General features: G+C 37.9%; 9 protein-coding genes, 5 pseudogenes and 1 other annotated feature. Of the genes and pseudogenes, 10 read left to right on the top strand and 4 right to left on the bottom strand.

Annotation, left to right across the window (positions count from 1 at the left end; genetic code table 11):
• Positions 1-7: 7 nt before the first annotated feature.
• A pseudogene (locus tag C7K42_RS00005) lies at positions 8-969 on the bottom strand (IS4 family transposase); the annotation flags it as partial.
• 199 nt (positions 970-1,168) lie between these two features.
• Here C7K42_RS00005 and C7K42_RS00010 point away from each other — a divergent pair.
• From C7K42_RS00010 to C7K42_RS00020, 3 genes and pseudogenes are all read left to right on the top strand, one after another.
• Positions 1,169-1,997, top strand: a pseudogene (locus C7K42_RS00010) (DUF72 domain-containing protein).
• 16 nt (positions 1,998-2,013) lie between these two features.
• Positions 2,014-2,850 carry an HAD family hydrolase gene (locus tag C7K42_RS00015; protein WP_014124344.1) on the top strand — a complete coding sequence of 279 codons (837 nt, stop codon included), beginning with the start codon at positions 2,014-2,016 and terminating at the stop codon, positions 2,848-2,850.
• Between the two features lie 38 nt (positions 2,851-2,888).
• Entirely contained in the window at positions 2,889-3,377 is a 489-nt protein-coding gene (locus C7K42_RS00020) for a pyrophosphohydrolase domain-containing protein (RefSeq protein WP_103083406.1), read from the top strand.
• A gap of 75 nt (positions 3,378-3,452) precedes the next feature.
• Here C7K42_RS00020 and C7K42_RS00025 read toward each other — a convergent pair.
• Positions 3,453-3,903 (bottom strand): annotated as a pseudogene (locus C7K42_RS00025) (DUF2188 domain-containing protein).
• A gap of 217 nt (positions 3,904-4,120) precedes the next feature.
• Between C7K42_RS00025 and C7K42_RS00030 the strand changes: the two are divergent.
• Positions 4,121-5,762: pseudogene (locus C7K42_RS00030) on the top strand (peptide ABC transporter substrate-binding protein).
• An 85-nt stretch (positions 5,763-5,847) separates the two neighbouring features.
• On the opposite strand, the gene ltrA reads toward C7K42_RS00030, so the two are convergent.
• Positions 5,848-7,146 (bottom strand): group II intron reverse transcriptase/maturase, encoded by a 1,299-nt coding sequence (ltrA, locus tag C7K42_RS00035; RefSeq protein ID WP_124175370.1) that lies wholly within the window; start codon positions 7,144-7,146, stop codon positions 5,848-5,850.
• Between the two features lie 592 nt (positions 7,147-7,738).
• Positions 7,739-9,089 (bottom strand): annotated as a pseudogene (locus tag C7K42_RS00045) (aspartate kinase).
• A gap of 303 nt (positions 9,090-9,392) precedes the next feature.
• On the opposite strand from C7K42_RS00045, the gene C7K42_RS00050 reads away from it, so the two are divergent.
• The 6 genes from C7K42_RS00050 (at position 9,393) to C7K42_RS00075 (ending at position 18,572) form a co-directional block, all read left to right on the top strand.
• Entirely contained in the window at positions 9,393-11,117 is a 1,725-nt protein-coding gene (locus C7K42_RS00050; protein WP_014124350.1) for a septation ring formation regulator EzrA, read from the top strand.
• Between the two features lie 473 nt (positions 11,118-11,590).
• Positions 11,591-12,733, top strand: a complete 1,143-nt coding sequence (locus C7K42_RS00055) for a cysteine desulfurase family protein (RefSeq protein ID WP_014124351.1) — start codon at positions 11,591-11,593, stop codon at positions 12,731-12,733.
• Between the two features lie 11 nt (positions 12,734-12,744).
• Positions 12,745-13,956 (top strand): tRNA uracil 4-sulfurtransferase ThiI, encoded by a 1,212-nt coding sequence (gene thiI / locus C7K42_RS00060; protein WP_014124352.1) that lies wholly within the window; start codon positions 12,745-12,747, stop codon positions 13,954-13,956.
• 191 nt (positions 13,957-14,147) lie between these two features.
• Entirely contained in the window at positions 14,148-14,810 is a 663-nt protein-coding gene (locus C7K42_RS00065; RefSeq protein WP_014124353.1) for a redox-sensing transcriptional repressor Rex, read from the top strand.
• 110 nt (positions 14,811-14,920) lie between these two features.
• A complete protein-coding gene (tpx, locus tag C7K42_RS00070; protein WP_014124354.1) occupies positions 14,921-15,415 on the top strand; it encodes a thiol peroxidase in 495 nt (164 codons plus the stop codon).
• A gap of 31 nt (positions 15,416-15,446) precedes the next feature.
• Positions 15,447-15,660, top strand: a binding site (T-box leader).
• 266 nt (positions 15,661-15,926) lie between these two features.
• Entirely contained in the window at positions 15,927-18,572 is a 2,646-nt protein-coding gene (locus tag C7K42_RS00075) for a valine--tRNA ligase (protein WP_103099731.1), read from the top strand.
• The last annotated feature ends 52 nt before the right edge of the window (positions 18,573-18,624 follow it).

The following is an 18,624-nucleotide window of genomic DNA, read 5'->3' on the forward strand; positions in this document are numbered from 1 at the left end:
TTCACGATTTCTTGGATGACAAAGTCAGGTCATCTGTCATAAGGGCTAACCAAGCACTTTGGTTATTCCGATTTTTGACAAAAACGATTTTGACGGGGGTCTTCCCGCTGCTTGGCTGAACAATAATAGAGGAAATGATGGCTTCTTGACAGTATTCCTTTATTGACTTTTGGTAGAGTTCGCTTAATTTATATAAACGTCTTTGATAAAAATATTGGGTCTTGCCATTTTTGCCATACCTAGGGTATGGATGCCTAAATCATGCAAACGATCGATCATTTTAGGAGAGGTAAACCATTTATCCATTAACACATGACTGGCGTAAACGCCTTGATCAAGGGCTCTTTGCACCATCTCAATGGCCACATCAGGCATAGATCGTTGGGCTTCTTTGAAGCGTTTTGCCCCACTCGTTCTTTGATCACTTTCCGCTTGTTTTTGATTGACTTGGTTTTTGCCTGAAAGCAATCCAAAATCAATAGGAATAAAAGAGTACCCATCAGAAAAGCCTAAAGTTAGCATGCGATAGCCTTTATAACCTTTTTGTAAAGCATGATCCCAAAGGCGCGCCAAACCAGGCACTTTCTGACTTCGATTTCGATAGAACGTTGAGTCATCCAAAACAAGCGTACGTAGATGGGTACTTGGATCTGTTAATCGATGGATCTTTTCGATCACAGAAGCACTAAAACGAAGCAGAAAGCTACGCCAATTATTGTGCGGATCGTTCATCAAACGGTAAACGGTATCTTTCTTCATATATTGATCTGCTTCACGTCCGCTGAGGACTTGGTTCAAGGTCTTGCCCTTAAACACTAAACTGAAAAGAAAAGTAAAAATAATGGCGGGAGAATAGCCTTTTTGCTTACAAATAGAGGTTTGTCGTAAACATTTCAGGACGTTCAGTTCAGAAAAAATTGCGTTCATTTCATTTGGTAATTGATTTTTGATGTTTTTTAAGTGTATCATAAGAGCAAGAACTCCTTGTTTTTAGATTTGTCGTTAAATCCATTATAAAACAAAAGGAGTTCTTTTTGTATCCTTTGAACAAAAGTCAAGCGAACCATTATTTTACTATCAGCGTTGTTCTATCAAAGGACATCATCATTTTGGGTATGCGAAACTTGAGTTTATAATAGATTAAACTTTAAAATAAGAGGGAAGTAAAATGATTCAGATTGGCTGTACAAGTTTTAAGGAGCATACATATTTGACCGGAAAAAAGAAAGTAGTTTATTTGAATACGCTGCTTTTTTCCATTGGTTGAAATGGATACAAGTTTTTATGCCCATTCCTAAGCAAATTATGTCAAAGAATGGTTAAAACAAGTACCTGAGCGTTTTCAATTTATTATGAAATTACCTAAGGTTTTTACTAAGCATGAGGAGCTTACAGAAGGTGGATCGTTAAAAGAAATTGCGCAAGAGCTACTAGAAAGTTTAAAACCTATGATTGAGCAAGGAAATTTATTCTGCTTATTAGCGCAATTCCCACCTTATTTTGATTGTAGGCGCGAAAATGTCGATTATTTAAGGATACTTCGTCAGTTGTTTCCGCAAATGCCGATTGCTATTGAACTGCGTAATAACAGCTGGTATGATTCAGCTTTTTTGGCACAGACTAGAGCATTTATGCAAGAACAGAATTTTTCTTTAGTCATCGTTGATGAGCCGAAGAAATTATCGACTACGATTCCTTTTGATACTTATGTGACCAACTCGTCTTTTGTCTTTTTCCGTTTTCATGGACGTAATGATATCGGGTGGAATGCTACTGGACCAGATGCTAAACGTTTACGTACTAATTACCGTTATAGTCAAGAAGAATTAAAAGAACTGCAAGAGGCTGTTGCGTCGGTAAAAGAACAAAGTAAGCAAGTTGCTATTATTTTTAATAATAACGCTGGTGGTGACGCAGCGGAAAATGCGTTACAGTTTAAAGACCTGTTACAACTTGATTTTGAGAATTTAAATCCTAGCCAATTAGGCTTGTTTTAAGAAGTCGGTGAAAAAAATGATAAAGGCGATTTTTTTTGATATAGATGGAACGCTTTTGACAAATAAGGGAAGAATTGCTAAAAATACAAAAAAAGCTATTAGCGCTTTACATAAAAAAGGAATTGTTTGTGGTGTGTCCACTGCTCGTACGCCTAAAAGTGTCGCTCATATTTTAAAAGATTTGCCTTTTGATTTATTTATCGCTTGTAATGGTCAACTAGTTTATACTAAAGAGCAGATGATTTATGAGCGCGCCTTTGAAGCAGAAGCTTTAGCTGAGATTGTTTCTTATGCAGATCAGCATTTTCGTCAAATGATCCTGTGTGGAAAAAATTATTCTGCAGGGAGTTGGACGATGCGTTTTGGCCAATCTCGGCTTTTATTACACTTTATGCGCTTTGTACCACATTACTTTCCTATCCGGAAAATGAAGCGTTTTTTACAAAATTATAGTCCTAATCGACGCAAACAAAGGTATAGTAGTCTTGCTATTGTAAAAGAACCTATCTATCAGTGTGTCATGCTGAGTCCAGAATATGAGACTGAAAGATTGGCAACAGCTTTACCTCATTGTGATCTTAAACGTTCGAACCCATATTCAGTTGATCTTGTGCCTAAAGGAAGCTCAAAATTAGCGGGTCTTAAGTTTTTGGTCGAACATTTAAGCATTAAACTGGAAGAAACGATGGTCTTTGGTAACCATTTAAATGATATTGAAATTATACAAGGCGCTGGCATGGGCGTTGCGATGGGAAATGCCACGGTAAAGACAAAACAAGCAGCGGATTATGTGACAGCCACAAACAACCAAGATGGTATCATTGCTGCTTTGCGCTATTTTAATTTAATTTAACAAAATAGAAAGGAAGATATTTTTTGCAACCATTTGAAATGGCAAAAGAATTTCATGCAACTTTTAATCCTGAACAACCTGATGAACCAACTGCCTTTACTAAAAGCAAAGCACTTCATCGGGCAAGTTTTAAAGTAGAAGAAATTGTTGAATTATTATATGCTGCAAGTCCGAATAATAAGGAAGATTTTTTTGAACTAGTAGATGGTTTACATGAGGCAATTGAACAAGCAAAAGAAAAAGTTTTAAGTAAACAAAGCGCTGAAATCGATCCGTTAGTCGCACAAACGGATGCTTTAGCAGATATCATGTACTTTACTTATGGTTCTTTTGTATTACTTGGCGTTGATCCCCAACCGATAATGGACATCGTTCATCAAGCGAATATGGGCAAAGTATTCCCAGATGGCAAGCCACATTATGATAAAAAGACCAACAAAGTGTTAAAACCAGCGAATTGGGAAGCAGACATTGCGCCCGAGGGCAAAATAACAAAAGAACTACAACGGCAAAAAGAAGAAAAGTAAAAAATGCTTTACTGAAAAAATTCTCCTGATAAACAGTTCAGAAGGATTTTTCCATTTTATAAATGCGGTGAGTGATTATTTAGAGAAGTCACGTGTTTCTTGGAGATCACCATTTTCTTTATAAATTTCCAAGCTGGTTTCTTTATTCTGAGCGATATATTTTGCTCGTTCAATGGCTTCTTCTTTAGTGTCATAAGTTTCGCTTGCTTTTTTAGCACCTTTTGATATGACTTGCCATTGTTTGTCTGAGTAATTTACTTTAACATCTGCATCTAATAATTTTCCGCTTCTTTTTGAACCCGCATGAGAATCACTTTTTTGGGTGGCTTTTCTTGACGAAAGGATTCTTTTTCTTCTGAACTTGCATTGTCGTACCATTGTTGTGCTTGTTTTGTAGCGATTGGAATCGCACGACCTTCTGGATAACCATCTTGTAGTAAAGCATTAGCTATATCGATGGCTTTTTACGAACTAATGAATCTAAGTTTTTCATCGTACTTGGATAATCATTCATATCCCAAACCATTTAACATCCGCTCCTTTCTTACTTTTATTATAAATAAATTTTTTATTTTTTGAAAAGAATACGGTTTCTTTTCTTTGTAAAAATCACTATAGAGGCTTAATTTTAGATAAGTTAGAAAATAGAAAATTTTTTGAAAATTTAATTGCAAAACAATAACAGTTTTTGTACAATGTTATTCATATCAAGGAGTTCAATTTATATAAGAAGGAGTGTTTGAATGAAAAAGAAAAAGTTGTTTGGGCTTATGTTGGTTAGTACGGTACTGCTAACTGCTTGTACCACAGGGGATACAGCAGAAAGCAGTGAAGCAGAGAGTGAGTCACAAGAATTTAATTTGTCGGTCGTACAAGAAATGCCTTCTGCTGATTTATCATTAGCAATGGATACAATTAGTTTTACAGCGCTTAATAACGTTTACGAAGGGATTTATCGTTTAGACGAAAATAATGAACCACAACCAGCTGGCGCCGCTGAAATGGCTGAGATTTCAGAAGATGGTTTGACTTACAATATAAAACTTAGAGAAGACGCCAAATGGTCTAATGGGGATCCAGTGACAGCCGATGACTATGTTTACGGTTGGCAACGCACTGTAGACCCGGAAACAGCTTCAGAATATGCCTACCTTTATGGTTACGTTGAAAATGGAGACGATATTATTGAAGGAGATAAGGATCCTTCAGAATTGGGGATTACAGCGGTAAATGATTATGAATTGGAAATCAAATTAGATACGCCAACGCCATTTTTTGATAATTTATTAGCCTTTGCTTCCTTTTCCCACAACCACAAGAAATTGTTGAAGAAAAAGGGGAAGATTATGCCAAAACAGGTGATGACTCAGTTTATAATGGACCGTTTACTTTAACTGAGTTTGAAGGAGCGGGTTCTGATACTGAGTGGAGTTATACAGCCAATGATGAGTATTGGGATAAAGATAGTGTCAATCTAGATAAAATCAATGTTTCAGTTGTGAAAGAATCTTCAACAGGTTTGAATTTATTCCGTGATGGACAAACAGATGATGTCGTTCTTACCGGAGAGTTGGCGCAACAAAATGCAAATGATCCAGAATATCAATCTGTGAAAGAGGCACGTACATCTTATGTTGAATTAAACCAAGAGGATGAAGACTCCCCATTTAGAAATAAAAACCTTCGTTTGGCCTTGTCTTATGCTATTGACCGCGAATCTTTAGTAGAACAAGTCCTGGGTGATGGTTCTGTCGCTTCGACAAACTTACTTCCAGAAGAAACTGGAAAAGATCCAGATACTGATGAAGATTTTACCGAAGTTTCGGACTCTACGCTAGAATATGATCCAGAAAAAGCGCAAGAGCATTGGGAAAAAGCTAAAGAAGAACTAGATATCGATTCATTAGAATTTGACTTGTTAGCTGAGGATACAGATTCTACCAAAAGAGTAGGTGAATATATTCAAGGTGCTTGGGAAGAGTTAGATGGTATGAATGTTAATTCAACGACGGTGCCATTTACTGTTCGTATCGATCGTTCTACTGAAGGAGATTTCGATGCTGTTGTTGGCGGCTGGGAGCTGATTACGCAGATCCTAGCAGTTTTACTGATTTATTTGAATCAGGAAATTCATATAACTTTGGTAAATGGAGTAATGATGAATATGATAAATTAGTTGAAGACTCAGCAACAACTCACGTAAACGATCCTGAAGAACGTTTCCAAGACTTGCTTGACGCTGAAAAAGTGATCAATGAAGAGATGGGTGTTATTCCAGTTTATCAAAAAGCAGAAGGACATATGGTTTCTGATAAAGTAAAAGGTATTGTGTCTCATAGTGCCGGTGCCAAATATGATTATAAATGGGTATCGATAGAAGAATAATAGGGTAGAGGGGAAATAAGATTTCCGCCCCTCCCGTCGCACCGTACGTACGGTTCTCGTATACGGCGCTCCATTTGTATTGTTTTCACGCTTGATTAAGATAGTAATTTAAAGGATTGACCAATCCAGGTCGATCCTTTTTCTTTATGGCTAAAACTTTCGGACTTAGGGTAAAATTGACGACGTCCATGCCGCATTTCCTATACCAACCTAACCTCGAATTTGCCACCTTATAAATGTTCTCTTTCGTGAAGTGACACTTGAATAATCGGTTTAATTGTTGTAGGTTCGTATAGATTCGTTGTGGCAGTTTCCATTGCTTTATGATGATCACTCGGACTTTATGTCGTATCCATTGCCCAAATTTTGCTAGATAGGTTTTCATACGCCCGATACGGTAGTAATTGATCCACCCTCTTATCGTTTGGTTTAGTTTCGTAAATGTCACCGCTAAAGGTCGCGACACCGCCTGTTTTCTTTTAAGGATGGCTTTGGTTTTGTCATAGAGCTTTGTTTTACTGACTTTGCTCGGTTTACATTGCCACCCCTTTTGGTTCTTCCAGAAGGTAAAGCCTAAAAATTGACTCTGTGTTGGTCGTACAACCTTGGTTTTTGTAACGTTCACTCGTAAGAAAAGCTTTCTTTCAATCCAACTCGTAATGGATTTCATTACACGATTGGCTGCCCGCTCACTTTTGACAAAGATATCCGTATCATCCGCGTAACGAACAAAATGCAGTCCTCTTGCTTCTAGCTCTTTATCCAATTTATTCAAGTAAATATTCGCTAAAATGGGACTTAAAGGGCCGCCTTGCGGAACGCCTGTTTCATTCGGACGAACAAAGCCATTTTCCATAATCCCTGCTTTTAAGAAAACACGTATTAAGTGAAGCGTTTCTCTATCTTTGACCCGTTCTCTAAGGGTCGAGATTAATTTATCATGATGAACCGTATCAAAATATTTCTCAATGTCCATATCAATGAGCCATTCATAACCTTCATTCAAGTAATCAAGAACTTTTTCAATCGCTTGATGTGCACTTCGATTGGGACGAAAACCATAACTGCTTTCACTGAAGTGAACATCGAAAATGCGACTCAGCTGTTGCGCGGTTGCTTGTTGTACCACACGGTCCACGACACTTGGAATCCCTAAAGGTCTTTGTTTTCCATCGGGCTTAGGGATATAAACTCGTTTGACTGTTTTCGGACGGTAAGTCATCGATCGAATCTCTTGAACAAGGGAATGTCCGTGTTGATAGAAATAATGGTCAAGTTCGTCGACTGTCATTTTATCAACACCCGGAGCGCCTTTATTCTTTTTGACCTGCTCGATGGCTTGTCTCATGTTTTGCTGGCTCGTGATCTTTTCAATGAATCTCATGCGCTGTTCCTCCTCTAGGTGTAGATGGATCCAAGATCGTCCTCACTACTTTTCCCATCGATAGTTACGTTCTACCGTTCTAGGGTATCCTCGTTTCCGGACTGCTTGGATATTTTCTTCTAGCGATTCACACTATACAAACATTCAGCCCTTCACTACATGTAATATCATAGCTACTATGGCCTCGGCTGACTTCTTACGACAAACCTTTTTCGACCGTTCGCAAACGTCCGTAAGATCTCCCAGGGTAAGACACTTATCTTTCTCTCCACAACCTCTTGATTTACTGTCTTGGTTTTACGTTTACCTTTTGGACTTCGGCTTGATATGCAGCCTTATCCACCATTTAGCCTCATCAAGTTCCTGTGCGTAGGTTCAAGAGATTTGCGCCACCACTTCCTTCACCCCATCATCGCTGATTTCGGCTTGTGGCTCGCTACACTTGGCGGTAACTACCCGTGACTAGACTTTCACTAGCTAGATAAATGCCATGCCTGGCACACATAATAAAAACCGGCTGAATTTCAGTCGGTTTTTGCTTTATAGTAAATTTTTTATTCTTATGATCCTTATTGGATGACGGATAATATTCTTACTCAAAAAAGGTATAATACAATGTTCGGATAGCATCTTGCTCGCGTTCTTTATGGATACCAAATATAATACTCACCTCAGAAGCTCCTTGACTGATCATTTCAATGTTGATCTTTTTTCTAGCCAAAGCTGCCGTACTTTCAGACATACTTCCGATTCTTTGTTTCATGCCTTCACCGACGATCATAACCATAGAAAGATCATGAATAACACGAAGTTCATCAGGATCAATAACATATGCGATCTTTCGTAATAAGTCTTCCTCTAATTGAGGGGTCAATTGATTCGCCCGTAAAATAATGGAAATATCATCAATTCCTGAAGGCATATGTTCGTAATTTAAATTAAATTCCTTAAAAATTTCTAACACTTTTAATGTAAAACCAACTTCCCGGTTCATCAGGTATTTATTAAGATAGATCATACTAAAACCATCATCACTTGTGATACCGACGACCGGTTGTTCCTTATTTTCGCGCTCATTAGTTATTAGTGTTCCCGGATGTGCTGGATTATTTGTATTTTTGATAACCACTGGGATTTTCGCGCGATAAGACGGCATTAATGCTTCATCATGGAAAACCGAAAAACCGCCATAAGACAACTCTCGCATTTCTCGATAAGTAATTTCACGAATGGGTTCTGGATGGTGAATATAACCCGGATGTGCTGCAAAAATACCATTGACATCAGTAAAATTTTCATACAAATCCACATTCATTGCTGAAGCGACGATCGCCCCAGTAATATCTGAACCCCCCCGAGAGAAGGTACAAATTTCGCCTTTTTCCGTATAACCAAAAAAAGCCAGGAATCACTAAGACTTCTGAACTGTTACGCCAATTTTTCATCGCTGGATAAGCTTTTGATAAAATACGCGCATTTAAAGGTTCGTCTGATACAAAAATTCCCAATTCTTGAGGATTAATATAACGGGCATCGACACCTTCTGCTTGTAAAACACCAGCCACAAGTTTGGCGTTATTATTTTCTCCATTTGATAAAATTTCATCAAAAAAATGAGGATTATCTGCCGTCGGTAAATTTTTTAAACTTTCCAAAGACTGATAGATTTCAGTTAAAATACTTTTTTCGATTTGAAACTCTCGACTGATTTCTTCATAGCGTGCAAAAATTTTAGTGATTAAATCATCTGTTGCTTCATTGTTAATTCTTTTTTGATAAAGTTCAACCAGCAAATCAGTTACTTTTTGATCTGTTGCATATCTTTTTCCAGGTGCAGAAACCACCACAAAGCGTCGAGTATTATCTGACTTGATAATTTCTGCGACTTTTTTTAATTGTGTTGCGTTCGCTAAAGAACTACCGCCGAATTTTGCTGTTTTCATAAATTATCTCCGCCTGACTCATTCAAAAACTTTTTTAATAGCGTACCTTTAAATGGATTATAAATCAAGGGCTGTAGTATAGATCTCTTAAAAAAGAAACAAATAATTGAAAAAATTGGCACAATAAAGTATCATTTTTTTAAGGATTCATAGTGATTGGCAACTGTCTTTATGCTATAATCAAAGCTAGATGTCTTTTCTTTAGAAAAGAATGAATCTCTATGGGATGTAATGATCAAGTAAATAAAATCATCTGTCTTTTATTACAGATTGATGGATAGGATCAAAAATGGAGGCAGCTAAATGGGAAGTAATCTGATCTTAGGAATTGTGATAGCGATCGTTGTGCTTGCAGCGGTTGTTTATGGTATAGGTTTTTTTATGCGCAAGAAAAATCAGGAGAAGTTAAAAGCTTTAGAAGACCGAAAGAAAGCTTTATTTGACTCGTCTATTAAAGAAGATATTGATGCCATAAAAAAAATGCATATGGTAGGACAGAGTCAAAGTACTTTTAAAGAGTGGGAACAAAAGTGGGAGCAACTTTCTACTGACAAATTTGCTGAATTAGAAAGTCAAATTTTCGAGATCGAAAATTTGAATGAAGCTTTTCGCTTTGTCAAAGCCAAAGCAGCAGTGGAAAAAGCGCAAAAAACGATGGATGATATTGAAGACGAAATAGGAAAAGTCCGTCAAGGCTTTAAAGAATTACGTGAAAGCGAAGAGCGCAATTCATTGAAAGTCCAACAAGCAATGGATGTTTATGAAGAAATGAAACAAGCGCTAAGAGATAACGGGGATCAGTTCGGACCTGCTTTTGCGGAAGTGCAAAAACAAGTAAAAAGTGTAGAAAGTGAATTTACACAGTTTATTACACTAAATACTTCTGGTGATCCCGTAGAAGCTCGAGATATTCTAGAATCAGCTGAAAAGCATACTTTTGAACTAGAAGAACTCATGAGAAAAATTCCTGATGAATATGAAAAGCTGCATAAAACATTCCCTGAACAATTAGAAGAAATCGAAGAAGGATATCAAACATTAATGGAGCAGGAATATGTGCTTCCTGTAGGAAATTTTGCCCAAGATATCCAGCAAGTGCATCATCGCGTTGAGCATTCATTAGAAGATTTAGAAAAAGTCGAAATTTCAACCGTGGAAGCTGCAAACATTGAAACGGCCGATCAAATTGATCAGTTATACGACGTAATGGAACGTGAGATCGAAGCTAAAAATTATGTCACAAAAAATCGTAAAGCAGTTGCGGATTACATTCAACATGCGACAAGTAATAATCGTCAACTATTGATTGAACTTGATCATACTTCGCAGACTTATACCTTGAATCATAATGAACTAGCACGAGTACGTGGTTTCCAAACAGAAATTGAAGAAGTTGCTCGCCGGAATGACTCAGTGGATCCTCAGCTTGAAGCTCATGAGATTGCTTATTCTGAAGCACAAAGCTTTTATAAAGAAGCGTACAGAATTTTGGATGGGGTTGAAAGCGAACAAGTTGAGATCGATCAAGCGATCCGAGAATTACGTAAGGGCGAGAAAGTTGCGCAACAGCAAGCAGAAGATCTCGAGTTTGATTTACGTAACTTAAAACGCTTGGTGGAAAAACAACGCTTGCCTGGTTTGCCAGGTGATTATCTTAATTATTTCTATGGCGTAACTGACCGCTTAGAAGAATTAGATGATTCATTGAATCAAATTCGAGTGGACATGGATGAAGTCAACGAGATGGTTGCCCTTTGTAAAGAAGATCTAAGTGTTTTAACAGAAAAAACGCATGATATGCTTGATGAGGCTGCTTTAACTGAACAAATGATGCAGCACGCTAATCGCTATCGTCATTCTTATGCTGAAGTGAAAGCTTCGATTGAACGTGCTTTTGATCTGTTTTATTATGAATATCGTTACAAAGATGCTTTAGATGAGATCGGTACGGCACTGGAACGAGTAGAACCAGGAGCTTTTAAACGGATTGAAGACTTTTACTACGAAAATCGAGAAGAATTAGTCTAAAAAGCTGGATTTTGAACTTCTTTAAGTTCATACCAGCTTTTTTGCTGTGAATCACTACGATTTAGCGACCAAAGGGAGCTAAGAGTAGATGATGAACAGTACTAGGGCGAGCGGAACGAGCGTAGTTCCCCAAACCGAATCACTACGATTTAGCGACCAAAGGGAGCTGAGAGTAGATGATGAACAGTACTAGGGCGAGCGGAACGAGCGTAGTTCCCCAAACCGAATCACTACGATTCAGCGACCAAAGGGAGCTGAGAGTAGATCCTTCAAGGCCTTAGCGACTTGTCGCTTAGACCTTGATGAGATCGAAGCATAAGCGAAGAGATGAACAGTACTAGGGCGAGCGAAAGCGAGGCGTAGTGTCCTATACCTTCGAATCAGACGAATAGTGGTATCAATCGTCGAACTTGAAACTAATCACAGTTGTGGATATAATGAAACAGTATTTTTATAGAGAGGATCTTATATAAATGATCTATTTTGATAATAGTGCAACAACGGCAATTTTGCCTGAAAGTTTAGATACATATGTAAAAACCAGTCAACGAGTATTTGGCAATCCTTCAAGTCTACATTACCTTGGCATGCAAGCGAATCGTTTGTTAACGCAAGCTAGAAAACAAATTGCAGATATGCTACAGGTTACTTCTGAAGAGATTGTTTTTACCAGCGGAGGAACAGAGGGTGATAACTGGGTGTTAAAAGGGACTGCTTTTGAAAAACAACCTTATGGAAAACATCTAATTATATCAAGTATTGAACATCCTGCTGTAAAAAAAACAGCTGAGCAATTGGCTGATTTTGGTTTTGAAATTGACCAAGCACCGGTAACTGCAGAAGGCTTTGTAGATGTCAAACAACTGGCTGAACTCATTAGAGAAGATACTGTTTTAATTTCTGTAATGGCAGTGAACAATGAAATAGGCACAATCCAACCTATTAAAGAAATTAGTGAGCTACTGGAAAACTATCCGAAAATCCATTTTCACGTGGATGCTGTTCAAGCAATTGCTAAAGTTGATAGAGATAAATGGCTGACGCCACGTGTTGATTTTGCTAGTTTTTCTGCTCATAAGTTTCATGGTCCACGGGGCGTAGGTTTTATTTATTGGAAAAAAGGACGACGCATGCAAGCACTAATGACAGGCGGCGGCCAAGAAAAAGAACAACGTAGTGGCACAGAAAATGTACCGGCGATTGTAGCTATGGCTAGGGCTTTACGAATTGTTTTTGAAAAGAAAGCGCAACGTCCAGAGCACTTAGCCAACTTAAAAAGAGCGCTTATAGATGGGTTGAGTACTTATAATAAGGTGACAATTTTTTCGCTCGAGGAAAACGCCGCTCCCCATATTTTATGTATAGCATTACAGGGCATTCGTGGGGAGGTACTCGTCCATGCCCTAGAAGAAAAAGAGATTATTGTGTCGACTACAAGTGCTTGTTCAAGTAAAAAGAATACAGAATCAAGCACGCTTGCAGCGATGAATGTTTCAAGTGATTTGGCGACTTGTGCGATTCGGATCAGTTTAGATGAAAGTAATACGATGGCAGAAGTTGAACAGTTTATGATTGTATTTGAGCAGTTGTATCAAAAATTTTCAAAAGTTAATTAAGAGGTGTTTTTGTGAAATATTCAGAAATCATGGTTCGTTATGGCGAACTATCGACAAAAGGAAAGAATCGACGTTCATTTATTATACGACTGGCTAAAAATGTAAGACAAGCGTTGGTTGATTTTCCTCGATTAAAAATTCATGCAGATCGTGATCGGATGCATTTAGTTTTAAATGGCGAAGATAGCGATTTGATTATTCCTAAACTAAAAATGGTGTTTGGTATCCAAGGATTTTCACCAAGTATACGAGTAGAAAAAGATATTGAGCAAATTAAAAAATGTGCCCAAGAAATGGTCAGTGAAATCTATACAGGAAAAGAAAGTTTTAAAGTAACTGCTAAGCGCAGTGACCATTCATTTGAACAAACGAGTAATGAATTGAATGTTACAGTAGGTGACGCAGTTATTGAACGATTTCCTGAGATTAAAGTACAAATGAAAAAACCAGATATTAATCTACGGGTAGAAATTCGTAGTAACGGTGCCTTTTTATCTCATGAAACAATTTCTGGTGCGGCTGGTTTACCGGTTGGGACAAGCGGCAAGGGGATGCTGATGCTTTCCGGGGGGATTGATTCTCCAGTAGCTGGTTATATGGCCATGAAACGTGGCGTGGAAATTGAGGCAGTTCATTTTGCTAGCCCTCCTTATACTAGTGAACAGGCACTACAAAAAGCCAAAGACCTCACAGCAAAACTTGCGCCTTATGTGGGACAAATTCAATTTATTGAAGTGCCTTTTACTGAAGTTCAAGAGGAAATCAAAAATCGAGTCCCTCAAGGATACTGGATGACGATCACTCGACGAATGATGTTGCGCTTAACAGATAGCATTCGCCAATTACGGCGCGGATTAGTGATATTAAATGGGGAATCTTTGGGACAAGTGGCTTCTCAAACTTTACAAAGTATGGTCGCGATTAATGAAGTCACTAATACGCCGATTATTCGTCCTGTAGCGACAATGGATAAACTTGAGATCATTGATACTGCTCAAAAAATTGATACTTTTGACCTGTCGATTCAACCCTTTGAGGATTGTTGTACTATTTTTGCGCCCCCTCAACCTAAAACTAAGCCTCATTTGGATAAGGTTCATCAATATGAAGAAAGATTAGATATTGAAGGACTCATTGAACGAGCTTTAGCAAATATTAAAGTAGAGGAAATTGTTCCAGAAAGCGCGCAAGAACAAGAAGACGAATTTGCCGAATTGTTATAAAGCGAGAAAAGAGTGTAAATTTATCCTTCAGCGGATGAGTTTACTCTTTTTTATAATACAGCAAAAAAGTGTTCGCTTGATCTTGTATTGTGAAAAAATGTGAAATTCGTTCCAATAAAAAGTGAACTATTGCTAAAATACAGGAAGAGTGATACACTTTTATGTGAACAAATTAACAAGGAGGCTGGCAAGTGAAAGATTATAATAAGGAAAAAATACCACGCGCTACAGCTAAAAGGCTACCGTTGTATTTACGGAACCTGACAATTTTAGATACAAAAGGTATGACACGAATTAAATCAAAACAACTTTCTGAGATCACACAGGTTCCTTCTGCTACGATACGCCGTGATTTTTCTTATTTAGGTGAACTAGGTCGTAGTGGTTATGGTTATGATGTTAGTTATTTGATTAAAGTTTTTAGTGAGATCTTAGATAGCGAGGAAAAAAGCTGTGTAGCTATCATTGGCTTTGGTAACTTGGGTAAAGCGTTAGCCAATAATAATTTTCGACGTAATAAAAACCTTACGATTTCTTGTGTGTTTGATATAGACCCAGAAATTATTGGCAAAACGATCACGGGTTTTCATGTTTATAGCATGGATGATTTTAAACAAATAGCGCATGAAAAAAATATTAGAGTGGTGATATCGACCGTGCCCAGTGAAAATGCGCAACAAGCTATTGACGTAGTGGTTGATAGTGGAATCACTGCAATATTAAACTTTGCACCTGATCGGGTGGAGATACCCAATCATGTTAGTATACGCTATATCGATTTAACAACTGAACTGCTAACACTGCTCTTTTTTGATCGTCATTATAAGAACACACCCTCAGTTGTTACTTTATAAGCATATTTTTTTATAAATTTTTCTGACTACTTTATACTAACAGTATGTTAAAAATTTATATAAGTTTTTAAACGTTATTTCTAGTGATAAATAGTTAAGGAGAGAAAATTATGATTATTACACGTAAAGGCGAAGAATTAGAAGTACCTGGTCAACAACCAGCAGTTGGTGAAAAAGCAGCTTCCTTTTCCTTGAAAGATTTGCAAGATCGTACGTATAATTTGGAAGATTTCGATAATGGAAAACCTACAATTTTGAGTGTTGTTCCTGATATCAATACCCGCGTATGCGCCTTACAAACAAAACGTTTTAATCAAGAAGCTAGCCAGCTTGAAGATGTTAATTTTGCTACTATCTCAAATAATACAAAAGAAGATCAGGCGAAATGGTGTGGCCAAGAAGGCGTGGATATGATTATGTTACACGATCCAGAAAATACCTTTGGTAAAACCTATAATCTTTATATTCCAGAAGCAGATAAGTTTACTAGAAGTATTTTTGTGCTTGACCAAAATGGCACAATTACTTATGAAGAGTTTGTACCGGAAATGTCTGATGAACCAGATTATCAAAAAGCTTTAAAAGAAGCAAAAGCCTTAATTTAAGTTGACTTTAAAAAATGTGCATTGTAAAATAAAGCGGACGAGGATCAAGAGGAGTAACTGACTGAATTGTTTTTAGAGAGAAAATTCCTGGCTGAAAAATTTTCAACAATAAGTGGTGAAGGTAGCTTGATAGTCTTTGGTTTGAAAAAAGTAGAGCCAAACGAGTCGTGATCGTTAATTCACTTAGAAGCGGCAGTACGTAAAGACTGCAAATTAGGTGGTACCGCGTAAATAGCGCCCTAAGATGTATATACATCTTAGGGCTTTTTTGCTGTGAATCACTACGATTTAGCGACTAAAGGGAGCTAAGAGAAGATCCTTCAAGTCCTTAGCGACTTGTCGCTTAGACCTTGATGAGATCGAAGCGTAAGCGAAGAGATGAACAGTACTAGGGCGAGCGAAAGCGAGGCGTAGTATCCTTTACCTTTACTATAAGTGAAGGTGACAAGCCCTGAGAAAAGTGAGCCGAACAAAGTACAAATTAAAATGTCATCTATAAGGAGGAAGTAAAATGTCAGAAAATCAATTATCAAAAAAATACGCGCCGCAAGAAGTTGAAAGTGGTCGTTACCAAGAATGGTTAAAACAGGATTTATTTAAACCAAGTGGTGATCAAAAAGCAAAGCCATATTCAGTGGTTATTCCACCGCCTAATGTTACTGGAAAATTACATTTAGGCCATGCTTGGGATACTACTTTACAAGATATTATTATTCGACAAAAGCGTATGCAAGGCTTTGATACTTTGTGGCTTCCAGGAATGGACCATGCAGGGATTGCGACCCAATCTAAAGTGGAAGCGAAGTTAAATGAACAAGGCATTTCTCGCTATGATTTAGGTCGTGAGAAGTTTATGGAACAAGCTTGGGATTGGAAAGAAGAATATGCGCAACATATCAGAGAACAATGGGAAAAATTAGGCTTGTCGCTTGATTATGGACACGAACGGTTCGCTTTAGACGATGGGTTATCAGAAGCTGTAAGAACAGTATTTGTTAAATTATATGAAAAAGGTCTAATTTATCGTGGCGAATATATTATTAATTGGGACCCGCAAGCACGAACGGCTTTGTCTGATATAGAAGTTATCCATAAAGAGGTAGAAGGTGCTTTTTACCATATGACCTATCCGTTAACGGATGGCTCAGGCGTAGTAGAAATTGCGACGACACGTCCAGAGACCATGTTGGGAGATACTGGGGTGGCAGTTCATCCAGATGATGAACGTTACCAAGAGTTAATTGGCAAAACAGTGATTTTACCATTAATGGATAAAGAAATCCCGATTGTGGCAGATGAGTATGTTGACCGCGAATTTGGAACAGGTGTAGTAAAAATTACGCCTGCTCATGATCCAAATGACTTTGAGGTAGGTAATCGTCACGATTTGCCTCGTGTTAATGTGATGAATGACGATGGCACCATGAATGAAAACGCAGGGGCCTATACTGATATGGACCGCTTTGCTGCTCGTAAAGCGATTGTAAAAGATTTGGACAATTTAGATCGCTTGGTCAAAGTAGAAAAAATGGTACATAGCGTGGGACACTCTGAAAGAAGTGACGCTGTCGTTGAACCTCGTTTATCAAAACAATGGTTTGTAAAGATGGGACCTTTAGCGCAACAAGCCATTGATAATCAAGACACTTCGGATGCTGTTGATTTTTATCCAGGTCGATTTAACCAAACCTTTTTACAATGGATGGAAAATGTTCATGATTGGGTAATTTCTCGGCAATTATGGTGGGGACATCAGATTCCAGCTTGGTACCATAAAGAAACAGGTGAAATGTATGTGGGCATGCAAGCGCCACAAGATAGTCAAAATTGGCAACAAGATGAAGATGTTTTAGATACCTGGTTTAGTTCTGCTTTGTGGCCGTTTTCAACTATGGGCTGGCCCGATACTTCAGATGAAATGTTTCAACGTTATTTCCCAACAAGCACATTAGTTACAGGTTACGATATTATTTTCTTTTGGGTTAGCCGTATGATTTTCCAAAGCTTGGAATTTACCAATGAACGTCCGTTTGAAAATGTCTTGATTCATGGACTGATTCGTGATGCAGAAGGTCGTAAGATGAGTAAATCTCTAGGAAACGGCATTGATCCGATGGAAGTTATTGATCAATACGGTGCTGATGCGCTGCGCTGGTTTTTATCAAATGGTTCTACTCCTGGACAAGATGTTCGTTTTAGTTATGAAAAAATGGACGCTGCTTGGAATTTCATTAATAAAATTTGGAATGCGGCTCGTTTTGTTTTAATGAATGTAGAGGAAATGACTGCAAAAGATATCGATCTTAGTGGGAAAAAATCAGTGGCAGATCGTTGGATTTTAACACGTCTAAATGAAACAGTAGCAAGAGTGACAGAACTATTTGATCGCTTTGAGTTTGGAGAAGCGGGTCGTCAGTTATATAACTTTATCTGGGATGATTTTTGTGATTGGTATATCGAAATGAGTAAAGAGACACTTTATGGCACTGATAAACAAGCACAACAAATGAACAAGAGCGTTCTTGTTTATACTCTAGACCAGATTTTGCGTTTACTACATCCGATTATGCCATTTGTCACAGAAGAAATTTGGGAAAAGATACCACACAATGGCACTTCACTTGTGATCGCATCGTATCCAGAAGTTCATCCAAAATTTAATGATAAAGATGCAGCACAAGGCATGAATGTGTTAATGGAATTGATACGTTCCGTACGTAACATTCGTGCTGAAGTGAATACACCGATCTCCAAACCAATTACATTGCTTATTCAAACGAGTGATCAGGCCATTGAAACATTTCTAAAAGAAAATAAAAACTATATTGAGCGCTTCTGTAATCCGGAAAAACTGGTCATCGATAGCGAATTAGAAGCACCTGAGTTGGCGATGACGGCTGTTTTGACGGGCGCAAATATTTATTTACCATTGGCTGGCTTAATTAATATTGACGAAGAGTTGAATCGTTTGGAAAAGGAATTGGAAAAATGGAATCAAGAAGTAGCGCGTGTGAAAAATAAATTGGCTAACGAACGCTTTGTTGCCAATGCACCTGCAGAGGTAGTTCAAAGTGAACGCGACAAACAAAAAGATTACCTGGAAAAACAACAAACAGTAAAAGAACGGATTGAACAGTTACAAAAAATCAAGCAATAACACGCTAGTTACTCTTTTTGGATCGTGGATCATAGTATGTGTTGAATCAATT

Source organism: Tetragenococcus halophilus subsp. halophilus DSM 20339 (assembly GCF_003841405.1).
GTDB lineage: Bacteria > Bacillota > Bacilli > Lactobacillales > Enterococcaceae > Tetragenococcus > Tetragenococcus halophilus.